Raw genomic sequence first — 20,579 nt, 5'->3', positions numbered from 1 at the left:
GATGTCACCCGTGTTACGTCGCGCCCCGGGTCACACCTCGGCGTAGCTGAGCTGGGCCTTCGCCTCCGAAGTGGTCGCGACGGGCGCCTCGGCGGTGGCCGGGCGGCGAAGGTATACGGCCCAGGTGAGCGCGAAGCAGACCGCGTAGAAGGCGAGGAAGCCGACGAAGGCTCCGGTGCCCGATCCGACGCTGAGGAACGACTGCCGGAAGGCGAGGTTGATACCGAGCCCGCCGACGGCCCCCACGGCACCGATGAGCCCCATCGAGGCCCCGGACAGCCGCCGCCCGTACGACGCGGCCTCCTCGCCGGTCAGCCCGAGGGCGGCGGCCTTGGCCTGGAAGATGCCGGGGATCATCTTGTACGTGGACCCGTTGCCGAGCCCGGTCAGCACGAACAGCACGATGAACGCCGTGGTGAACAGGGCCAGCGACTCCTCCATGGAGGCGACCACGATGACGGCGGTCGCGGCGCCCATGCCGACGAAGTTCCACAGGGTGATGCGGGCGCCGCCGTACGTGTCGGCGAGCCAGCCGCCGACGGGCCGGATCAGCGAGCCGAGCAGCGGCCCGATGAAGGTGACATACGCCGACTCCAGCGGCGTACGCCCGAACTGCGTCTGCAGGACCAGCCCGAACGCGAAGCTGTATCCGATGAACGACCCGAAGGTCCCCACGTAGAGGAGGGACATGATCCAGGTGTGCGGGTCCTTGACGGCCTCGCGGGCGGCACCGGTGTCGTTCCTCACGGACGTGATGTTGTCCATGTAGAGGGCCCCGAGAACGGCGGCGACCACGATGAGCGGGATGTAGATCCCGAGCAGCAGCCGCGGCCCGCCGCTCGCCCCGATGACGGCGAGCCCGACGAGCTGCACGACGGGCACCCCGATGTTGCCGCCGCCGGCGTTGAGCCCGAGGGCCCACCCCTTCTTCCGCAGCGGGAAGAACGAGTTGATGTTGGTCATGGAGGAGGCGAAGTTCCCGCCGCCGACCCCGGCGAGCATGGCGCACACGAGGAAGGTCCCGAAGGACGTCCCCGGCTCCATCACCACGAAGGCGGCGATCGTCGGGACGAGCAGCATGCTGGCCGCGATGATGGTCCAGTTCCGGCCGCCGAACCGGGCGACCGCGAAGGTGTACGGCACCCGCACGATGGCGCCGACCAGCGTGGCCATCGAGATGATGAAGAACTTGTCGGCGGGGGTGAGGCCGTACTCGGGCCCCATGAAAAGGACCATGACCGACCAGAGGGTCCAGATGGAGAACCCGATGTGCTCGGAGAGAACGGAGAAGGCCAGGTTCCGCCGGGCGACCCGCTCCCCCGTCTCCTTCCAGAACACCTCGTCCTCGGGGTCCCACTGCTCGATCCAGCGGCCCCCCTTGCGCGGTGTGATGCTGCTGCTCGGGGCTGTCATCTCACGCCTCCACGATCTCTCCGGGTGGTAACCCCGAAGGTAGGGACGACGCGTTTCCGCCCTGTGGCTGTGGGTGACCACGGGGGAACGTTGCTCTCACCCTCGGCCGGGGGGTGCGGTGAGGGTTCTCACGGGGAAGGGCTTTGCGGCGGGCCCCTCAGACCTCGAACCACAGCAGCTTCCCGGCGCCGCCGCGTCCGGGCGGGCCGCTGCCTTCGCCTTTGCCTTCGCCTTCGCCGAAGGACCAGCCGCCCCACGAGTTCGCGCACTGCCGCAGCAGGAACAGCCCGCGCCCTCCTTCGGCGCCCACCGGGGTGAGCGGCACCCGTGCACCAGGGGGCTCGTCGAAGGGCGCCGGAACATGCGGACTGCTGTCCCACACCCCCACGCGCAACCGCCCGTCCCCCAGCGCGGTCAGCCGCAGCGAGGCGGGCCCTTTCGTGTGCTGGTACGCGTTGGTGACCAACTCGGACGTCAACAGCTCGACAGTGTCGAGAGCTTGAGCCATTCCGTGCCCGCTGAGGGCGGCCCGCACGGTCATACGTGCGACGCGTGCGGCGCGGGGGTCATGGGGCAGCCGAAGGACGTACGTCCAGGTGTCGGGCGGAGCTACGGTGACCATGAGTGCCTCCGGGAGGGAGAGAGGGGAGAGAACGTGGACTCGCTCAACGCCGACGCCGCGCGGTGGCAGTGCCTGGAGGGGTGCGCTTCCGGCTTGGGGACGCAGGCGGTTGGCGGTACGGTCTCAAGTTAGCGCGACCTGGGAGATGAATCTCCCAGGTAGGCGATATTCATCACCTATTACCTCGTGTGGGGTACCTGAGCGCCGCGACGCGGCCGGAAGGAGGCGTCTTGCCGCCCACCAACACCCCCACTCTCCGCCAACGGCGCATGGGCGCCGAACTGCGCAAACTCCGCGAGCGGGCCGGCCTGACCGTCACTGGCGCCGCAGCGCTGCTCGGCGTCAACCAGGGGCGCGTCAGCATGATCGAGACCGGCCGCAGTTCCCTCAGCGCCGACCGGGTGCACGCCCTGGCACGCGCGTACAACTGCGCGGACGAACAACTCGTCGACGCTCTCGCCACCATGACCGGTCGGCGGACGCGCGGATGGTGGGAGGAGTACAGCGATGTACTCCCCTCCGGCCTGTTGGATCTGGCCGAGCTGGAGCACCATGCCCACGCTCTCCGCGTGGCTGTCACGATCCACATGCCCGGCCTGCTGCAGACCGTGGAGCACGCCCGCGCGACGATGCGGGAGGCCGTCCCACCACTTCGGCCGTACGAGATCGAGCACCGCGTCTCCCACCGCGTAAAGCGCCAGGCCGTCCTCTTCGAGGGGGGTAAGACCCCTTACACGGCCATCGTGCATGAGGCAGCGCTGCGCATGGGATTCGGCGGCCCTGAGATCAGCCGGGCGCAACTCGGCCACCTGCTGGAGATGAGCGAGCAGCCCACGATCACCATCGTGGTGATCCCCTTCGGGGAGGCGGGGTTCCCGGCGTCCGGCCAGCCCATCACCTGCGCCGTCGGCCCGACCCCAAGCCTCGACACCGTCGTCCTGGACACCGACCACGGATGCGAATTCCTGGACGCGGACGCACAGTTGGAACGCTACCGCTCGGTGCTGGACCGCATGGAATCACGGGCCCTACCCGAACCGAAGTCCCGAGACCTGATCCAGCGCATCGCACACGATCTCTGAGGAGCCCTCATGTCCGAACTTGTCTGGCAGAAGTCGTCGTACAGCGCCGAAGCGGCCAACTGCCTCTATGTGGCGGCTGCCCCCACGGGCACGGTCCACCTCCGCGAGAGCGACGCCCCCGACGCCGTCCTCATAACAACCCGCCCCCGCCTGCACGCCCTGATACGAACCCTGAAGGCATCTCCGTCTCCACGCACCACCTGAGCATGGGCACGCCATGCCTCATGAAAGGCCGACCGGCATGGATGGACCGTCTGCGGATCACCTCGAAGATGACAGCCATGGACGAGGGCTCCGAACAACCGCTCTTCCCTGGCACCGGTTTCATCACCCTCTCCAAACTGTCCTGGCGGCTTTTCGAATCAGCTTCGAAATTCGTCCACCTACGCGTACGGGTCGGGCGAGAATTCCGGGTGTGGACTTGGGAAATCTTCGGGGAAAATTCGTAGACGAAGAGCTCTCGACAGAAGATCCAAGATCAATCCAGTGGAGCTCTTCAAGCAGACACTGAAGTCGAGCTGGCCCGCCTGAAGAACAATTGTTGGCCAATCTTCGGGGTTTCCGACAGGAACCCAAAGGAGCGAGTCTCCATTGTCTGTCACTCCCCATTGAATCAGTTCCTCCGGAGCACTGCGGAGGTCGGCAAGCGCCTCTCGCAGCGCAGGCAGCTTCTTTTCCCGGAAGGTCACCCTCGCCGCTGCCGTGCGAGAGGAGATGTCGAGATTTTCATTTTCTGCACCCTCTGCAAAAATCCAGAGGAACTCGTCAAAACATCCGGTGCCATACACCTTGACCAGTTCCTCATGCCCGTCAGGTGTCCCCACACAAGTCGAACTGGATCGACCAGCATTCGACGGAGAAGGATTCCGCGGTGGCGGACAGAGGGACATAAGGGCCGACAGTTCAGCCACGTGGTCCGTTCCTGCCATCACTGCACCTCTTTCTACATGTTAGGCAGTCGCCTGGTGAACGACCAGCCGAAGTCGTCCACGGCCTCGATCAGGACATGGCTTGGCACATTTGCACCATGGGCGTATTCCGGGGTGACACTCATGGTCACAGTGTTCCCGGATGATCTGACATGGTCGGCGATCAGGTCTTCGGCATCCGAAATGGGTCCATTGTTCTGCGTGGTGCCCTGAGTGACGATGTTTCGCATGTCACGACCGTCCCCACCAAATTGCTGACCTATCAGATGGCCCCGAGAATGGCCGGCCGGGCCGCCCTGAAAACCTGGAGGAGCATAACGGGAGCCTCGGCCCGGTGGACTGCCGATGAGCCCGTTGGCTGCGTCGTCGAGCGTTTGCGGGGTGACCACCGCGTAGGCAGGGCCCCGCTGTCCGTTCGATGCGATCTCGCTGTAGTACGGGCTCAACCCGAGAGGGTCGACCCCCGTGTGGGGATTGTGGACGTAGGCAACCGGGTTGGGCGCCGGAGCCAACCCCAGCGGATCCGGTGTCAAATAGCGGGCGGAATCGGGATCGTAATAACGAAAGTAGTTGTAATGAAGACCTGTTTCCGGATCGTAGTACTGGCCGGGGAAGCGCAAGGGTGTGTATGCCGTGGCATCGGCGTTCCAAGCGGTCCTCCCCCATAGTGTGGCGCGCGTGCGCCAAGCGACCTTGCCGTCCTCGCCGACAAGCTCTGTTGGCGTTCCGACCAGATCGGTAATGATGGAGAAGAACCGGGAGTCAATTTCTTCTTGAGCCGCTCCCGCTGCAACAATGCGCTCAGTCTGAGCGACCGGATGCAGACCGTCGTAGTCCCACGTCAATGTGACGCGACTACTGGTTGCCGGTACCTCGGTCGTCTGCTCGCACAGGTTGGTGCCGTCCCATGTGAAGTTGATCTGTTCCACGATCGACTGTCCGTCCGCACCGATACGCTGCTTGGCGACGCGGCGCCCCAATGGATCGTAGAGATAACGCCACAGCGTTTCGTCAGGAGTTCTTACTGACACCAATCGGTCTTCCGAATCCCATGCGTAACGCCAAGTGTCGGCCTTTCTTGAAAGGCGCTTTTTCTGACGCAGAATCGTCCGCCCCAGGGCATCGTATTCATACCGGTCAGCGCCTGCGTGGCTGATTCGCGTGCCCGCGTAAGAAAGGTGTCCCCCGCCGAAATCATCGGACCGCCCAGTGGGCCAAGAGGCGTCGGTCAGATTGCCCGCCTCATCGTAGGCGTACCGCTCGCTCCAGCTGTCTGCGTGAACAGCGGTAACCCGACTCGCGCGGTCCAGATCAAATCGTCGGTATCCGGCGCTCTGATCGTCGATGCCGGTGAGGTTACCGTCCTCGCCATACGAATACCCGCGGTGCAGCACACGGTCGGCATCAGCAACGGAGAGGGACTGGGCGGTACGACGCCCCAGACCGTCATAGGCATGTGTGAGCATGGCGTTTTGGCCAATATGACGGCATATCTCTTGACCGGACCAGTCACGGTCGAAGCGAAGTGTGCGGCTTGAGGAATTCAGGTGCCTTCGGTTGCCCGCCTCGTCGTAAATCCAGCGCGCCGAGGCTCCGGACGGCGTGGTCCGATGTGTAACGCGCCCCAGTCGGTCGTACGCGTAGGACGTACGGAGACCATTCACCGTCTCGGACGTGACAAGACCGTTGAGGTCTCGTTCCAGTGTGAGCGCCACTTCAGGCCCGCTTGCAGCTACCAACGCACGGTTGAGGTCGTAAGCGAAGCAGGTGCTGCGGTCTTCACTGACTTTCCGAACTACGTCACCGAGTGTGTCACGCTCGTAGTGCAGCGTGTGACCAAGTGCATTCGTACGTGAGATCAAGCGGCCAGCAGCATCATAGGTGTACCGCAGAACCCGGTCGTCGAAGTCGGACTCCGAGATCAGCCGCCCTTCCGCATCGTGTTCGTACGTCCACATCAGACCCTGCGGATTGGTGACTTCAACCAATCTGAGACTCATGTCATGGACGAACTCGTATCTGACCCCGTCAGGGCCTGTGCGGGCCGATGGCAGGTCGAAATGCGTGTACTCGAAACGTGTGACCGCTCCTGTAGGCGTGGTGTGGCTGACGCAGTTTCCTTCAGCGTCGTACGACCATCTTTCGACGGCCCCGTCTGAGGTGGTACGGCTGAGGAGTTGGCCTTCGACCGTCCAGGTGAGCTGTGTCGTGAGCCCAGCCGGATCGGTGTAGACGACAATTCTGCCGTAACTGTCGCGTTCCCATTCGATGGTGGCACCGAGCGGGTCGGTGACTCCGACCGGAAGCCCAGCCGGGTTGCAGCGAACCGTTCTGGTGTTGCCCAAGGCATCTGTGACTGCCGTTATGTGACCCGCCCTGTCGTAAGTGAACCGTGTGGTCGCCCCGGAGGGATCAGTCATGCCAATACAGTTGCCAAGCGTGTCGTAAACACGTTGCCACATGGCACCGTCGGGTCTGCCGATTGCCGTCAGCTGGCCCTGACCGTCGTAACTGAACTGCATGGACGCGCCGTCCGGACGAACCACTTCGGTAGGGCGACCGCTCTCCTCAAGAACCAGTCGCGTGGTGTGGCCGAGTTCGTCGGTTCGGGACACCACGTGGTGATGGGCGTCGTAGGCGGTGAGTACCGTCCCGCCAAGTGGACCGATTTCAGCGATGACCTGGCTGTTGTCGTTGATGACGAAGCGCGTTACTGCACCTTCGGCGGTAGTCAGGGTGGTGACGCGGCAGCCGGGCCAGTCAGAGTCGACGCCGTCGTAATCCAGCCGGACGGTGATGTGTCCGGCTTCGCCGCCCTCCGCTACACACCGGTCGTGGTCGTCGTACGTGTAGGTGTAACAGCTGTTATTGGTATCGGTCCACGAAGTGACACGTAGGCGTTCGTCATAGGTGAAGCGCAGGGGCAGTCCCGAAGAATTGATCGTTTCTGCCAGGTTGCCGTCGACGTAGTGATAACGCTTGATCGTGACGTCTGAACCGTCCGCAGCGGCGCCGGCCAAAGCCATGGTGACGACACGGCCCTCACTCGTGGTGAACTTCAGGTGATACCCGCCTGTATGCCGTACTGCAAGAGGAGCGCCATAGTCGTCGTAGTCGAAGGTGATCGTGTTGCCGTTCCGGTCCACGATCTTGGAGAGCAGGGCGATTCCCTGGACCGCGTGTGTGAAGTGCCGAGCATTGCCGGTCAGAAGGTCATCGATCCGATAGCCGACGTCCAGCCTGGTCAAGGGCCAGCGAGGACCGCTCTCGGGCAATACCGGCGTCTGCGAGTCGGCGGGGTGCCGATAGGCCAGAAGCAGCCCGTCCTCCGTGACGAAGACGATGCCGTCGTCATCGACCTCCAGGCGCTGATCGACGGTGGATGCCCAGGTAGGACCGAACCACCAGCCGCAGCGGTAGTCGGACGCGACCCGCCGCGTGAAGGCCAGCGGAAGGCTGCCAGGAAGTTCCAGATCGGTCTGCGGCAGATACATGGCACCCGTGGCCATGTCCACCGGGTCACTGCCCTTGGACCGCACCACGCTCTTGAGCCGGTTGTAGGCGCCCTTCGCCCCGTCGGTGAGGGCTCCCCGAGCCGACTTGCCCAGGCCGCGCAACCCTGTGGCCATGCCCTTCAGCCCGGCCTTGAGCCCGTTCATGGTCCTGAGACCCTTCAGACCCTTGGCGAGGCCACCAAGGGTGGTCAGGCCCTTCATGCCGGGTATGCAGTCCAGCGCAGCGAAGGCCACATCCCACAGGGACGCCTGGCCCTTCATATATTTGTTGAGGGTGTCCGCCAGCACGATCAGGGCCGCGATCAGGACGATCGCGCCGAGGATCGGCCCGCCGATGATCAGCGCGATGATCCCCAGGACGGCGACAACGACCTTGCAGACGGCAACGATGGTGTCCCAGTTGTCGACGAACCAGTCCCCCACCTCCTCGTACCACTTACGGTTTTGGATCCCCGCGTCCGAGGCTTCGTCCAGCTTGCGCTTGGCCTCCCCGGCCGCCTCCTCGCGCATCTGGCGGGCATCGGCGGCCATCTTCTTCGCCGCGTCCAGCGCACTCTGCGCAGTCGTGACGTCCGACTGGGCGGCGGTGTGCGCGTCCTTGGCGCTCTGCGCGTCGCGGGTGGCGGCCCGGACCTTCGCCTCGTCGGGCTTGTCGACGTCCTTGCCACCGGTCGGGTCGTCTTTGTATTTGTCGGCCTCTTTGTTGGCCCGGGTGACCCAGGAATCGGCTGTCGTGAGGCGGGACTTGGCCGAGGAGAGGTCGGCCTGGGCTTCGCGCCCCTTGGCCAGCGCCTTGTCCGCCAGGGCCTGGGCACGCTCCAGCTGTGGCCAGTACGCGGCCAGCGCATCGCCGGCCAGGTCGTAGGACTTCTTCAGCTTCTTCAAGTTCTTCGGGACACCCGAGAACTCGTCCCGGAACACCTCAGCCGTCTTGCCCACCATCGACAGGACGGCATCCTCACCCGCCATCCCCTGCACCAGTCGCAGCGCGTCCTGCACATCGTCCGCGAAATCGTGCAGGCTCTTGGCCAGCGACTTCACCCGGACCGGATCCCCCGGCGTCGGATCCCTCTCCAGATCCAGCACATGCCAGTCCGTCGGCCGATACCCCACCACCACGCAACCCCCGTCACGCCAACCTCGTCGACCCCATCGACCACACGTACGCACAAGCGAAGCTATCGCACGACCAGAGACTGTTGGGCTCCGCCTCACCTGGTGAGGCGGAGCCCTGGAACATTGCGTATGCGCACCGTGCCGGTCAGCGGTTGACGGACTGGATCTCCTGGACGATCACGTCCTGGTCGGCTCCGAACTCGCCCGGCGGCAGGTCCTGCGGATCGTTGACACCCGTACCCGTCCAAGAGATCTTCCACGTGACCGTCGCCTGGAGTTTGTACGTACCGTCGCCCGACGAACGCAGGTACTTCACACCGCACGGCGGGGTCTCGTCCGACTTGCCCTTCGCGTACGCCTCACCGATCTGTTTGCCGTTCAGCTCGCACACGCCGGAAGCGGGATACGTCGCCGCGTCGGCTGTACCCGGCTCGATCTTCAGCGAGACCGGCTCCGCCGTCGTCGTCGCCTGGACGTTCAGCAGGGGGACGGACGCCGTCACAGAGACCGGCTTGAAATCCGCCGCATCCAGCCAGGCCCACGTCGGCAGGTTCACCTTGGTCGTGCCTTCTGGAGCGAGGGTCACCTCGGTACCCGGCACACGAATCTCGGCGTACGCGAGTTGGGCGAGCATTTCCGGAGTGATGGCGTTCTCGATCTCAGGCGGTGGGGCATCGCCCGTGTCCACCCAGAACGGGGCTTCCGTGCAGTCGAGCGCGCCGGGGTCGCCTTCCCTGCCCTCGGTGACGTAGGAGTCCCAGAAGTAGCCCTTGCCGGTCTTCTCCTTGTTGAAGTCCTTGTACTCGCCACCGTTGACGTACTTCTCGCGCTGCGTCGCGTCCCACTCGTACCCCGTCGACCCCGCCTCCCAGATCGGCGTCAGGTACTTCTCCAGCTCCTCCGGGGTGTACTTCGGGGCGTAGTAGCAAGCGGGCGGGGTCCAGTTCGACGCCGAGGAAGTGACCGGGCCGGCCGAATTTCCGGAGCCGTTCTTGGAGCGGTCGAAGACGACGGCACCGGCCGTAGAAGTCACCTTCTGGCCCTTCTGACCCCCGTCGACCTGAGTTTCGGCCCCTGTGCCGTTTCCTCCTGGTACGAAGTCCGCCCAAGCGGCAGGACCACTGGCCAGCACCGTGACCGCGGCTATCAGGCTCGCGCCCACGGCAATTCGCCCTACGGCTGGCATTGCGCCGCCCCCCTCGTAGAGATGATCTGAGACGTCTGCCACGTTCCTTCGCTGTTCCTGTCCAGCCGGGTGTTGTAAAGGACGTAGCTGTTCTTCGTGACAGGTGTCTTGTCAGCCTTACCGGTCTTCTTGTCCTTGCTGAAGCCCTTGCTCTCGTCCGCACAGAAGGTGAGCAGGGCTGTGGTCTTGCCCTTCAGCGTCACTTTCCGGTCGTAGTAGCGCGCTTCTCCGGTGAGTGAGGCGTTGGCATCCTTGAACTGCTGAACCCAGGTCAGCGCAGCTTCCCGCGCCTTACCCGTGTTGTAGTAGGCGAGGGCCTCACCCTCGGGATCCGTCCCTGTGATCGCGGCGTCCACGGCACGCATCCGCTCAGCATTGTCGGCGAGAACGGCGTCCTTGACCGCGTCCCCGGTCTTCGTCGTTTCGAAGGTCAGCTTCAAATCAGGCGGAAGCGTGATTTTGGGACGGTCGGAGGAGTCCACCGGACTGGCGCTCGGCGAAGCCGACTTCTCGGTACCCGTGTCGGCGCCCGCGATCTTGTCGTTGGCCTTGTCCTCGTCGCTGTCGCCACCACCACCGCAGGCGGACAGCGTCAAGGCCGCGGCGGCGGTCAGCGTGAGCGCGGCGAGCACAGTGGGGCGGCGGTTCACAGTTATCTCCCAGCGAAGCGAGGGGTCTTCAGCGCAGTCACGCTACCGAGGGGACGGGAGACGACACCAGAGCGAACCGTGCAACGCACAGCCTCGTCGCCGAACTGAGACAGGCTCAGGACCCACTGTCCAGCCAGCTCTGCAAGATGTGACGCGCGGCAAAGGCAGAAAGGAGTAAAAGAGCCATAACCGCCAACCCCTACTCGCTGATTAGCGGTTGGCAACCCTGGCCCGAGGCGGCCTCAACCGCACCAGTAAACACCGTGTATGTAAAGTCGCAGCATGTTTCAGTAATCCGGAAACGGAATGCTCACTCACCAAGGGAATGCTGCGGTCGTTGCTGTCGGTCCGCGAGGTGATGCGATGCGCTCGCCGCACGCGAAGCGCAGTATGTGACCTGATCTGCTGACCACCCTGGCCAGGACCCCGTCGGAGTAGTCGTACCCCTTTACTGTGACATCCGAGTCGTCTTCGTCGGCACCCGCCGGTGGCAGAGCGGCGACCCGTCCTTCATCAATGGCGAGTTTGAGCTCATGACCGCCGGTGTGACGAAGAGCCAAGGGTACGCCGAACTAGTCGTAGCCGAAGGTGATCGCGTTCTCATTGCAGTCGGCGATACGAGTGAGGAGGGCGATGCCGCCACGAAAGGACCGAAGTGGCGGGTGTACCCCTGGCCCTCGTCGCCCGGCTTCTCAGTTCCGGGGCTCGTCGCGTTCGAGCGCGTCGTAGTCGATCGGCCGACAGCCCGGGGCGTAGGCACGCAGGAACGCGGCCGCCTCCGCCGGCAGGGGCGGGGTCGCGATCACCGCGTACTCCAGTACGCGCTTCGGGGCGAAGTACTTCCAGAACTCGTACTCCGGCTCCCCTGCCGCAAGGCCCGGATACCGGTCCGTGACGCCGAGGCCGTCCAGGAGTTCGACGAGCGTGGCATCGGCAAGGTTCGCCATCGGCTCACCCGGAAGCACGATCCGCTCCACACCGGAGTCGAGACGAGGCTGCTTCCCTTGCGCGATGTCCTCCAGCTGGGGCCGGTCCAGCACGTACCAGGGCCCGGCATACTCCTGCACGAGCCAGCTGTCCCGGGTGTCACTGCGGTGGATGGCGCATTCGTCGCCCCGGAAGATCTGCTCGACGTAGCCGAGACCGGGCTGGACCAGGGCCCGGGCCTCGCCGCCCGCCTGATACGTGATCTCCCCTCCGTGTCCTGTCGCGATCTGCGCGAACTCGGCGGCGAACTCCGACCGGACGGGCGACCCACGCAGACAGGAGAAGTGGAGCGAACCGACCACGAACGCGTGTTCCTCCTGCCAGGTCGCCCTCATGAGGCGGTAGGAAGGAATACTGCTGGCCCAGCCGGGGATGTGCAGGACGAACTCCCCGCAGAAGACACACGAAGCGTATTCACTAATCATTACAGCTTTCCCTTTCCGCGGCGCGGTTCATGCCATGGTACGCACATCGGTCATCCCATTCGCACAGGAACGATGAACCCCAATGGATTCACCGGACCACCCTGAGGATACGTTCCCTGCGGCAGGTCACGGATTCCCGCACCGTCGAAGAACCTCAGATTCCCGTCCCTGCTGACAACCACTTCCATATGATCCGACGCCTTGTACTCCAAGTCCCGCGACATGCTGTTGGGAATCCCCTGCGCCTGTTCTATTCGGTTGGGTGGTCCGGGAATTCGGTCTTCCGGGTGCGTATGGGCGATGAAATCGTAATCCTGCCCTCTGAGGTCCCGCGGAATGGAACTCGTCCGCTCCGTCCCTCGGAAGAGACGCAGATCTCCCGCCGGATTCTGGATGATGGCGTGCTCGACCCCGTGGAAGCTCTGGAGTTCGGAGAGATGGGAGACATTCACCTCTCCGGGCCGGATGGGTATGTGCCCGTTCTCGAGCGCCCGGGTGAGCTGCCTGGCCTTCGGGGACAGCGCCCGATAAGGGATCTGGCCACCCGGCATGCGGGCTGCGCCCTTGAAAACGCCGCTCATGCCGCGCACGCCCTCGGCCATGCCCTTCAGCCCGGCCTTGAGCCCGTTCATGGTCCTGAGACCCTTCAGACCCTTGGCGAGGCCGCCGAGGGTGGTGAGCCCCTTCATGCCGGGTATGCAGTCCAGCGCGGCGAAGGCCACATCCCACAGGGAGGCTTGGCCTTTCATGTATTTGTTGAGGGTGTCCGCCAGCACGATCAGGGCGGCGATGAGGACGATCGCGCCGAGGATGGGCCCGCCGATGATGAGGGCGATGATCCCCAGGACGGCGACGACGACCTTGCAGACGGCGACGATGGTGTCCCAGTTGTCGACGAACCAGTCCCCCACCTCCTCGTACCACTTACGGTTCCGAATCCCCGCGTCCGAGGCTTCGTCGAGCTTGCGCTTGGCCTCCCCGGCCGCCTCCTCCCGCATCGCACGGGCATCGACGGCCATCTTCTTCGCCGCATCCAGCGCACTCTGCGCGGTCGTGACGTCCGACTGGGCGGCGGTGTGCGCGTCCTTCGCACTCTGGGCGTCGCGGGTGGCGGCCCGCACCTTCGCCTCATCGGGCTTGTCGACGTCCTTGCCACCGGTCGGATCGTCCTTGTACTTGTCCGCCTCCTTGTTCGCCCGGGTGACCCAAGAATCGGCTGTCGTGAGGCGGGACTTGGCCGAGGAGAGGTCGGCCTGGGCTTCGCGCCCCTTGGCCAGCGCCTTGTCCGCCAGGGCCTGGGCACGCTCCAGCTGTGGCCAGTACGCGGCCAGCGCATCGCCGGCCAGGTCGTAGGACTTCTTCAGCTTCTTCAAGTTCTTCGGGACACCCGAGAACTCGTCCCGGAACACCTCAGCCGTCTTGCCCACCATCGTCAGGACGGCGTCTTCCTCCGCCATCCCTTTGACGAGACGCAGCGCGTCCTGCACATCGTCTGCGAAGTCGTGCAGGCTCTTGGCCAGCGACTTCACCCGGACCGGATCCCCCGGCGTCGGATCCCTCTCCAGATCCAGCACATGCCAGTCCGTCGGCCGATACCCCACCACCACGCAACCCCCGTCACGCCAACCTCATCAAGCACTCGTACGCACAAGCGAAGCTATCGCACAGCAAAAGGCAGCCGGTGCTCCGTCTTACCGCGAGGCGGAGCATCGGCACTGAGCCTTGCCGTCATGACAATCAGCGGTTGACGGACTGGATCTCCTGGACGATCACGTCCTGGTCGGCTCCGAACTCGCCCGGTGGCAGGTCCTGCGGGTCGTTGACACCCGTGCCCGTCCAGGAGATCTTCCACGTGACCGTCGCCTGGAGTTTGTACGTACCGTCGCCCGACGAGCGCAGGTACTTCACGCCGCACGGCGGGGTCTCGTCGGACTTGCCCTTCGCATAGGGCTCGCCGATCTGTTTGCCGTTCAACTCGCATACGCCGGACGCGGGATACGTCGCCGCGTCGGCCGTGCCCGGCTCGATCTTCAGCGAGACCGGTGTGGCCGTCGTCGTCGCCTCGATACCGATCAGGGGTACGGATGCCGTCACAGAAACCGGTTTGAAGTCTGCCGCGTCCAGCCAGGCCCAGGTCGGCAGGTTCACCTTGGTCGTGCCTTCGGGGGCGAGGGTCACCTCGGTGCCGGGCACCCGGATCTCGGCGTACGCGAGTTGGGCCAGTATCTCCGGGGTGATGGCGTTCTCGATCCCGGGCGGCGGTGCGTCACCGGTGTCCACCCAGAACGGAGGCTCCGTGCACTTGTCCCAGCCGGGCGGAAAGCTGTCGTTGACGTACGAGTCCCAGAAGTAGCCCTTGCCGGTCTTTTCCTTGTTGAAGTCCTTGTACTCACCGCCGTTGACATACTTCTCGCGTTGCTCGGCGTCCCACTGATCCCCCGTCGACCCCGCCTCCCAAATCGGCTCCATGTACTTCTGGAGCTGCTCCGGGGTGTACTTCGGGGCATACCAGCAGGCGGGCGGGGTCCAGTTCGTCGTGGGCCTGACAGCCCCGACCGAACCGCCGCTGCCGTTCTTCGAGCGGTCGTAGACGATCTTGCCGCCTGCGACGGAGCTGATGGTGTCGCCGTCGACGCCGCCTGAGGGTCCGTTGCCGGAGTCACCGCCGAACGAGTCGTCACCGCCTGGCGGAACCGGTTCGGCGTTCGCGGAGGGAAGTGAGATCGTGCAGAGGGCACCCGCCACCGCCACGGCTGCTGCCACGCGGAAGAACCGACTCATGGCTGGCACCTGTCAGCCCCTCGCGTGGAGGAAATCTTCATGAGTTCCCACACCCCCTCGTCATTCTTCTCCACTTGGGCGCCATAAGCGACGTAACTCTTCTTGGTGACCTCGGTCTTCTTGATCTCTCCGGTCTTGATGACCTTGCTGAACGCCTTGCTCTCATCCGCGCAGTAGCTGAGCGAAGCGGCGTTCTTGGAACTCACCGTGACCTGGCGGTCGAAGTAGCGCACGCTCCCGGTGACCGTCCAACCGGCGTCCGTGAACGCCTTCACCCACTTCTGGGCGGCTACCGCGCCCTCACCCTCCGTATAGAACTCCAAGGCCGGCAGTCGCGGATCCTGGGCGATGATGGCTGCGTCGAGGGCGCGGACCAGCTCGGCATTGTCCTTCAGGATCGCGTTCTTGACGGTGTCTCCGGACCCGTCCGGGGTGAAACTGTGCTTGAAGTCCGACGGCAGCTCGATCTTCGGGCGTCCGGCGGCAGCCGTCTCCGACGCACTCGGCGAAGCCGACTTCTCGGTGCCCGTGTCGGCGCCCGCGATCTTGTCGTTGGCCTTGTCCTCGTCGCTGTCGCCACCACCACCGCAGGCGGACAGCGTCAAGGCCGCGGCGGCGGTCAGCGTGAGCGCGGCGAGCACAGTGGGGCGGCGGTTCACAGTTGTCTCCCAGTGAAGCGAGGGGTCTTCAGCGCAGTCACGCTACCGAGGTGGCGGGAGACGACGCCAGAGCGAACCGTGGCGGGAGACGGGCTCGTGGCCAAACTGGGACAGGCGTGGGACCGGTCACCCGGTCCTGCCGAGGGCCGGCACGACGCGTGGGCCGAGCGGAAAGCTCGGCCCACGCATACGCAAACAGATAACCGCCGCCGCCCGTCCTACCTCGCCCGGGCCCGGGCCCGAGGCCGGGAATGGGAAGAGGGCTTCGGTCCTGAACCGGGGCCGGACCCGGGGCCGGATCCGGAACCCGAGTGCGTGCCGGACCGGGACGGCTTCTTCGTGCCGTCCGGCCACAGGCGCGGGCTCCGCTTCGCCGCCAGGTCCTCGACCCAGCCGACCGAGAGGATGGCGAGGCCGATCAGCGGCCAGACCAGGACGAACATCCACACCATGTACGTGGTGTCCAGCCAGCCCACCATCCGGTCGTTCATGAACGGGAGTTCGTAGAGCTCGTCGAGGATCGGGACCGTGGCCATGATGAGCAGGTTGTGCCACAGGTAGATCGTCATGGCGCGGCTGTTGGCGAGGGTGACCAGCTTGTCCCAGCGCTTGAGGCGGCCGGGGAGGTCCTGCCAGGACGGGGAGTACTGGAGCAGGATGACCACGAACCCGAAGGACCAGGTGGCCTGGGACAGCGGGATGTCGTTCAGGTCCCAGCCGTCGGGGCCCAGATGGCCGGACGCCCACCACAGGCCGAAGGCCATCAGCAGCGCCGAGCAGGACACCGCCAGGTAGCGCGGGACCTTCTGCAGCATGCCCTCGTGGTGGGCGAAACCGAGGACCCAGCAGCCGCCGTAGACCGCGAAGTCCGAGACCGCGTTGCCCGTCTCACCGGGGATGGTGACGAGGCCCGTACCCACCACGGCCGTCAGGCCGAGAGGGGCCAGCAGCGTCGGCCACGGGGCCCGGCGGAACGCCCACAGGAGCAGCGGGGACGCGAGCACGAACCAGAGGTACGCGCGCAGGTACCAGAGCACGCCCGCCGACTGGACCGCCCAGGTCTGCTCCAGGAGGCCCGACTTGTCGCCGATGCTCCAGGGGAACGGCGGGGCGCCGATCGGTACGACGTAGTTGAAGAGCTCGATCATGCCCCAGGTGCCGCCGTTGTCGGGGTCCTCGGAGATGTTCCAGCCCGCGGCGAACATCATGGCGAGCATGACGGCGCTGAACACCCACAGGGGCGGCAGCAGCCGGCGTATCCGGCCGCGGATCACGCCCAGGGCCGGGCGTTTCAGCGAGCGGGCCATCAGGGAACCGGCGAGGGCGAACATCACGCCCATGGACGGGAAGAGGACCGTCAGCCAGGCCCAGCCGAACAGGTGGTAGACGACGACGCGGACCAGCGCCAGGGTGCGCAGGAGGTCAAGGTAGCGGTCGCGGCCGCCCGCCTTCTTCGGCGCGGAGGCGGGGGCGGAAGGAGAGGGGTCGGGAGCGGGGACGGACGGTGCGCGGGACGCGGCGGACGCGGAGGGGGCCTCGAACGGGGACCCCGGATTCTCCGCCGGGACCTTCGTGCCGAACGTGTCGGGCGCGTTGGACGCATCAGATATATCGGACATAGCTGATGGGCCCGACGTGTCGAACGGGGACATCACCCACCTCGCGTCGTACCCCGGCTCTTCCGGGTGGCTGTCCGGTGCGTCGGCCCGCTGCCGCGGCACCCCGAACGACGGTGTGTGCTCCGGTGGTGTGGCACCCGGATCCGTGGTGTGTCCGTGCGTCATCCGACGGGCCTCCGATCGCTGCCGCTCTGCGTGCGCTGGCGCGGTACGGGGCCGGGGGTGCCGGGCACGCCCGGTGCCGAGCCGACCACGCCGGTGCGCCGCAGTTTCTGCCAGCGCAGGCGGCCGCCGGTGAGGGCGGTGATCCAGGACTGGAGCAGGACGACGTACATGAGCTGGCGGTAGAGGATCTGCTGCAGCGGCAGCGAGATCAGGTGGGTCATGCGTTCCTTGTCCAGCCGGAAGGCGTACGCGGCACACACCGCCTGGATCGCGAGGACGCCCAGCCAGGCGCCGACCGTCTTCTCGGTGGGGCCGAACACGATCCCGTACAGCAGGAACACGTCGATCAGGGGGGCCAGGAGCGGGGCCAGGACCATGAAGAAGGAGATCAGGGGCAGGCCGACGCGGCCGAAGCGGCCGGAGGGGCCGCGTTCGATCAGGGCCCGGCGGTGCTTCCAGATCGCCTGCATGGTGCCGTACGACCAGCGGTAGCGCTGGGACCACAGCTGCTGGACGGACTCCGGGGCCTCGGTCCACGCGCGCGCGTTCTCCGCGTAGACGACCCGCCAGCCGTCGCGGTGCATCGCCATCGTGATGTCGGTGTCCTCGGCGAGGGTGTCCTCGCTCATGCCGCCGACGCGCTCGAGCGCCGAGCGGCGGAAGGCTCCGACGGCGCCCGGGATGGTGGGCATGCAGCGCAGCATGTCGTACATGCGGCGGTCGAGGTTGAAGCCCATCACGTACTCGATGTGCTGCCAGGCGCCGATCAGCGAGTCGCGGTTGCCGACCTTGGCGTTGCCCGCGACGGCGCCCACGCTCGGGTCGCCGAAGGGCTGCACCAGTTCACGCACGGTGGCCGGCTCGAAGACGGTGTCGCCGTCCATCATCACGATGAGGTCGTGCCGGGCGTTGGCTATGCCGCGGTTGAGGGCGGCGGGCTTGCCCGCGTTGAGCTGGCGCACGACGCGGACGTTCGGCAGCCGCATGTCCTCGACGATGCGGGCGGTGCCGTCGCTCGAACCGTCGTCGATGACGACGACCTCGATGGGCTGTTCGCTCGCCATCAGCGAGTGCACGGTGTTCTCGATGCACTTGGCCTCGTTGTACGCCGGTACCAGCACCGAGACCGGTTCGGTGACCGGCCGGCCCCAGCGGAAGTTCCTGCGGCGCACGCGCCGGGCGTGGGCCATGGAGAGCGCGAGCATCAGGCCGAAGCGGGTGATGACCAGGGTGCCGACGACGGCGAGGCCGACCACGAGGACGTCGGTGGCCTTCTCGGAGGCCTGCACCGCCCAGGTCCAGGCCTTGCCCTTCCACAGGTCGACTCCGGTGACCTGGGTGTGCGCGCTGGGTGCGCCGAGCGCGCCGGTGAGGTTGTCGAACTCGTAGCCCTTCTTCTGCAGGTCGGGCAGGAAGCGGTCGAGCGCCTCGACGGTCTGGTGGCGGTCGCCGCCGGAGTCGTGCATGAGGACGATGGCGCCCTCGCCGCCCTTGGGGGTGGCGCGGCGGATGATCTCGTCGACGCCCGGCTTCTTCCAGTCCTCGCTGTCGGTGTTGTTGACGACGGTGAGGTAGCCGCGGCTGCCGATGTACCGGGTCACCGGCCAGGACTTGTCGTCCATGGCGTCGGCGAACGAGGAGTACGGCGGCCGGAACAGCGACGTACGGATGCCGGCCGCGCCCGCGAGCGCCAGCTGGTTCTGCGACAGCTCCCAGTCGATGCGGCTCTTCGACTGGTAGGAGAGGTCGGGGTGGTTGAAGGTGTGCAGGCCGACCTCGTGGCCCTCGTCGACCATGCGCTGGACGAGGTCCGGGTAGCGCGAGGCCATCGTGCCGGTGACGAAGAACACCGCGTGCGCGTCGTGCTTCTTGAGGACGTCGAGGACCTTGGGGGTCCACTCGGGGTCCGGACCGTCGTCGAAGGTGAGGACGAGGTGGTGCTTCGGCACGCTGAGGCTGGCGGTGCGGCCGCCGCGGGTGTCGATGACCGGCCCGCCGTCGAGGATCTTCTCGGGTACGCGGTCGGTGGCGGCCTCGGGCTGGATGCGGTGGTCGGCGAGTATCTCGCTGTGTACGTACCCGCGCAGCATCAGCATCGCCATCAGGGCGACGAGGATGAGCGAGGGGAGCAGGTAGCGCATGGGCAGTCGTCGGCGCCGAGCGGCGCCCCGGACTGCGCCGCGTTTGCTGGTGCGGGGTGCCATCAGAGGATGTTCTCCGGGGAGGACGGGGTGGGCGGGCTCGGCTCGAGAGGAGTCGGCTCGCCCGTGAGCGGGTCGTCGGCGACGTCGTCGGTGTCGCCTCCGGCGGGAGCCTCCGTGGTGGGGCCGTCCGTGACGCCGGTGTCGGTCGGGTCCGGATCGGGATCCGGTGACGCGGGGACTTCGTCGGTGGGGTCGGGGTCGGCCGTGTTGTTGCCCGTGCCCGTACCCGGCTTGGCGGTCTTGGTGGCCGACGGCTCGGGGTCGGCCGAGTTCTCCGGTGCCGACGCGCTCGCCGACGGGGCGGTGGAGACGCCGGCGTCCGGCGTCGGCACGAGGCCTTCGCTGCCGGAAACGCTCGCCTCGGGCGAGGCGCTCGCCGAGCCGGACGGGTCCGCGGGGTCGGCGGGCAGCGGCGAGGGCTCGACCTTGCCGGCCGGGGAGTCCTGCTGCTGGTCCTTGATGGGCAGCCAGGGGGCGTTCGAGTTGCCCGACACGAGGGTGACGAGGATGACCACGGCGTAGACCGCGCAGGCCAGGCCGACGGCTATGCCGATCCTGCGGTAGCGGCGGCTGCGGCGGCCCGTCTCGTCGACGAAGACCGGGCCGTCCGAGGCGTCCTGGGTGCCGGGGGCGCCCTTGGCCTGCTGGACGAGCCAGTCCTCCAGCTGCCGTCCCACACCGTCCATCTGGACCGTGACCTCGTGCGGGTCGTGGGTGTGCTCGGGGTGCTCGGACTCCTGCCAGGAATCGTGCCCGGCGTCATGTCCGTGCCCGGCGTCGTATCGCGCGTCGTGTCCGTGTCCGGCGTCGTATCGCGCGTCGTGTCCGTGTCCGGCGTCGCGTCCGTGTCCTTGTCCGGCGTCGTCCGTGCCGAACGCGGAGCCGGCCGCGGTGTTCGCGGACCCTGGCCCTGCGGCGCCGGCCGGGCCGAGCGAGCCGGTGGCACCGGTGGTGCCCCAGACTATGCGGCCGGTCTCCAGCCGGGTCACGTCCAGGTCGTCGCCGCGCTGCCGCGGCACCGCCGCGGCCGCCTCCCGGCGGAACCACCCGTCGGACATGCCCGACGCGCCCGATGTACCGAGGACGGGAGCATCGTCCGACTCTCTCCAGGCATCGGCCGAATCGCTGCGGAACGGCTGATCAGGGCCATTTCGGACCGCTCGGCCGACCCCGTCACGGAGTGGCTCCTCGGCCGCGCCCGCATCCGGCTGATCGGAATCGTTCCG

The 20,579-nt window shown here is 66.2% G+C and carries 14 protein-coding genes and 1 pseudogene; 2 read left to right on the top strand and 13 right to left on the bottom strand.

Annotated features, from left to right (window positions below; translation table 11 throughout):
* Positions 1–30: 30 nt before the first annotated feature.
* Together QFZ75_RS23770 and QFZ75_RS23765 are read right to left on the bottom strand one after the other, a co-directional pair.
* Entirely contained in the window at positions 31–1,413 is a 1,383-nt protein-coding gene (locus QFZ75_RS23770) for a NarK/NasA family nitrate transporter (RefSeq protein ID WP_307539946.1), read from the bottom strand.
* Between the two features lie 157 nt (positions 1,414–1,570).
* The gene (locus tag QFZ75_RS23765) at positions 1,571–2,035 is read right to left on the bottom strand and encodes an ATP-binding protein (RefSeq protein WP_307539944.1); all 465 of its coding nucleotides are present in this window, start codon (positions 2,033–2,035) and stop codon (positions 1,571–1,573) included.
* Between the two features lie 230 nt (positions 2,036–2,265).
* Between QFZ75_RS23765 and QFZ75_RS23760 the strand changes: the two genes are divergently transcribed.
* Together QFZ75_RS23760 and QFZ75_RS23755 are read left to right on the top strand one after the other, a co-directional pair.
* Positions 2,266–3,117, top strand: coding sequence for a helix-turn-helix transcriptional regulator (locus tag QFZ75_RS23760; protein WP_307539942.1), 852 nt, complete (start codon positions 2,266–2,268; stop codon positions 3,115–3,117).
* A gap of 9 nt (positions 3,118–3,126) precedes the next feature.
* Positions 3,127–3,321, top strand: a complete 195-nt coding sequence (locus QFZ75_RS23755; RefSeq protein WP_307539940.1) for a DUF397 domain-containing protein — start codon at positions 3,127–3,129, stop codon at positions 3,319–3,321.
* Positions 3,322–3,500: 179 nt separating this feature from the next.
* Here the strand turns inward: QFZ75_RS23755 and QFZ75_RS23750 are convergent, their stop codons facing one another.
* The 11 genes and pseudogenes from QFZ75_RS23750 to QFZ75_RS23700 form a co-directional block, all read right to left on the bottom strand.
* Entirely contained in the window at positions 3,501–3,941 is a 441-nt protein-coding gene (locus tag QFZ75_RS23750; protein ID WP_307539938.1) for a hypothetical protein, read from the bottom strand.
* 119 nt (positions 3,942–4,060) lie between these two features.
* The gene (locus QFZ75_RS23745) at positions 4,061–8,647 is read right to left on the bottom strand and encodes a DUF6531 domain-containing protein (protein ID WP_307539936.1); all 4,587 of its coding nucleotides are present in this window, start codon (positions 8,645–8,647) and stop codon (positions 4,061–4,063) included.
* 175 nt (positions 8,648–8,822) lie between these two features.
* Entirely contained in the window at positions 8,823–9,863 is a 1,041-nt protein-coding gene (locus tag QFZ75_RS23740; RefSeq protein ID WP_307544728.1) for a hypothetical protein, read from the bottom strand.
* On the bottom strand, positions 9,851–10,513 hold the full coding sequence (locus QFZ75_RS23735) for a hypothetical protein (RefSeq protein ID WP_307539935.1): 663 nt from the start codon (positions 10,511–10,513) through the stop codon (positions 9,851–9,853). Before QFZ75_RS23735 ends, QFZ75_RS23740 begins: the two co-directional genes overlap by 13 nt.
* A 692-nt stretch (positions 10,514–11,205) precedes the next feature.
* Positions 11,206–11,925 (bottom strand): hypothetical protein, encoded by a 720-nt coding sequence (locus QFZ75_RS23730; protein ID WP_307539934.1) that lies wholly within the window; start codon positions 11,923–11,925, stop codon positions 11,206–11,208.
* Between the two features lie 575 nt (positions 11,926–12,500).
* A pseudogene (locus QFZ75_RS23725) lies at positions 12,501–13,529 on the bottom strand (putative T7SS-secreted protein); the annotation flags it as partial.
* A gap of 133 nt (positions 13,530–13,662) precedes the next feature.
* Positions 13,663–14,715 carry a hypothetical protein gene (locus QFZ75_RS23720; protein WP_307539932.1) on the bottom strand — a complete coding sequence of 351 codons (1,053 nt, stop codon included), beginning with the start codon at positions 14,713–14,715 and terminating at the stop codon, positions 13,663–13,665.
* Complete coding sequence (locus tag QFZ75_RS23715) at positions 14,703–15,365, bottom strand: hypothetical protein (RefSeq protein WP_307539930.1); 663 nt, start codon at positions 15,363–15,365, stop codon at positions 14,703–14,705. The genes QFZ75_RS23720 and QFZ75_RS23715 overlap by 13 nt, the downstream gene beginning before the upstream one ends.
* A 218-nt stretch (positions 15,366–15,583) precedes the next feature.
* Complete coding sequence (locus QFZ75_RS23710; protein WP_307539927.1) at positions 15,584–16,984, bottom strand: acyltransferase; 1,401 nt, start codon at positions 16,982–16,984, stop codon at positions 15,584–15,586.
* Between the two features lie 161 nt (positions 16,985–17,145).
* Positions 17,146–19,353: a glycosyltransferase gene (locus QFZ75_RS23705; protein ID WP_307539925.1), complete on the bottom strand. Its 2,208-nt coding sequence runs from the start codon at positions 19,351–19,353 to the stop codon at positions 17,146–17,148.
* Positions 19,353–20,411, bottom strand: coding sequence for a hypothetical protein (locus QFZ75_RS23700; protein WP_307539923.1), 1,059 nt, complete (start codon positions 20,409–20,411; stop codon positions 19,353–19,355). The genes QFZ75_RS23705 and QFZ75_RS23700 overlap by 1 nt, the downstream gene beginning before the upstream one ends.
* Between the last annotated feature and the right edge of the window lie 168 nt (positions 20,412–20,579).

The sequence above is a fragment of the Streptomyces sp. V3I8 genome (assembly GCF_030817535.1).
Lineage (GTDB): Bacteria > Actinomycetota > Actinomycetes > Streptomycetales > Streptomycetaceae > Streptomyces.
Note: the sequence above shows the minus strand (reverse complement) of the source record. Positions and strands in the feature narration are given on the sequence as shown.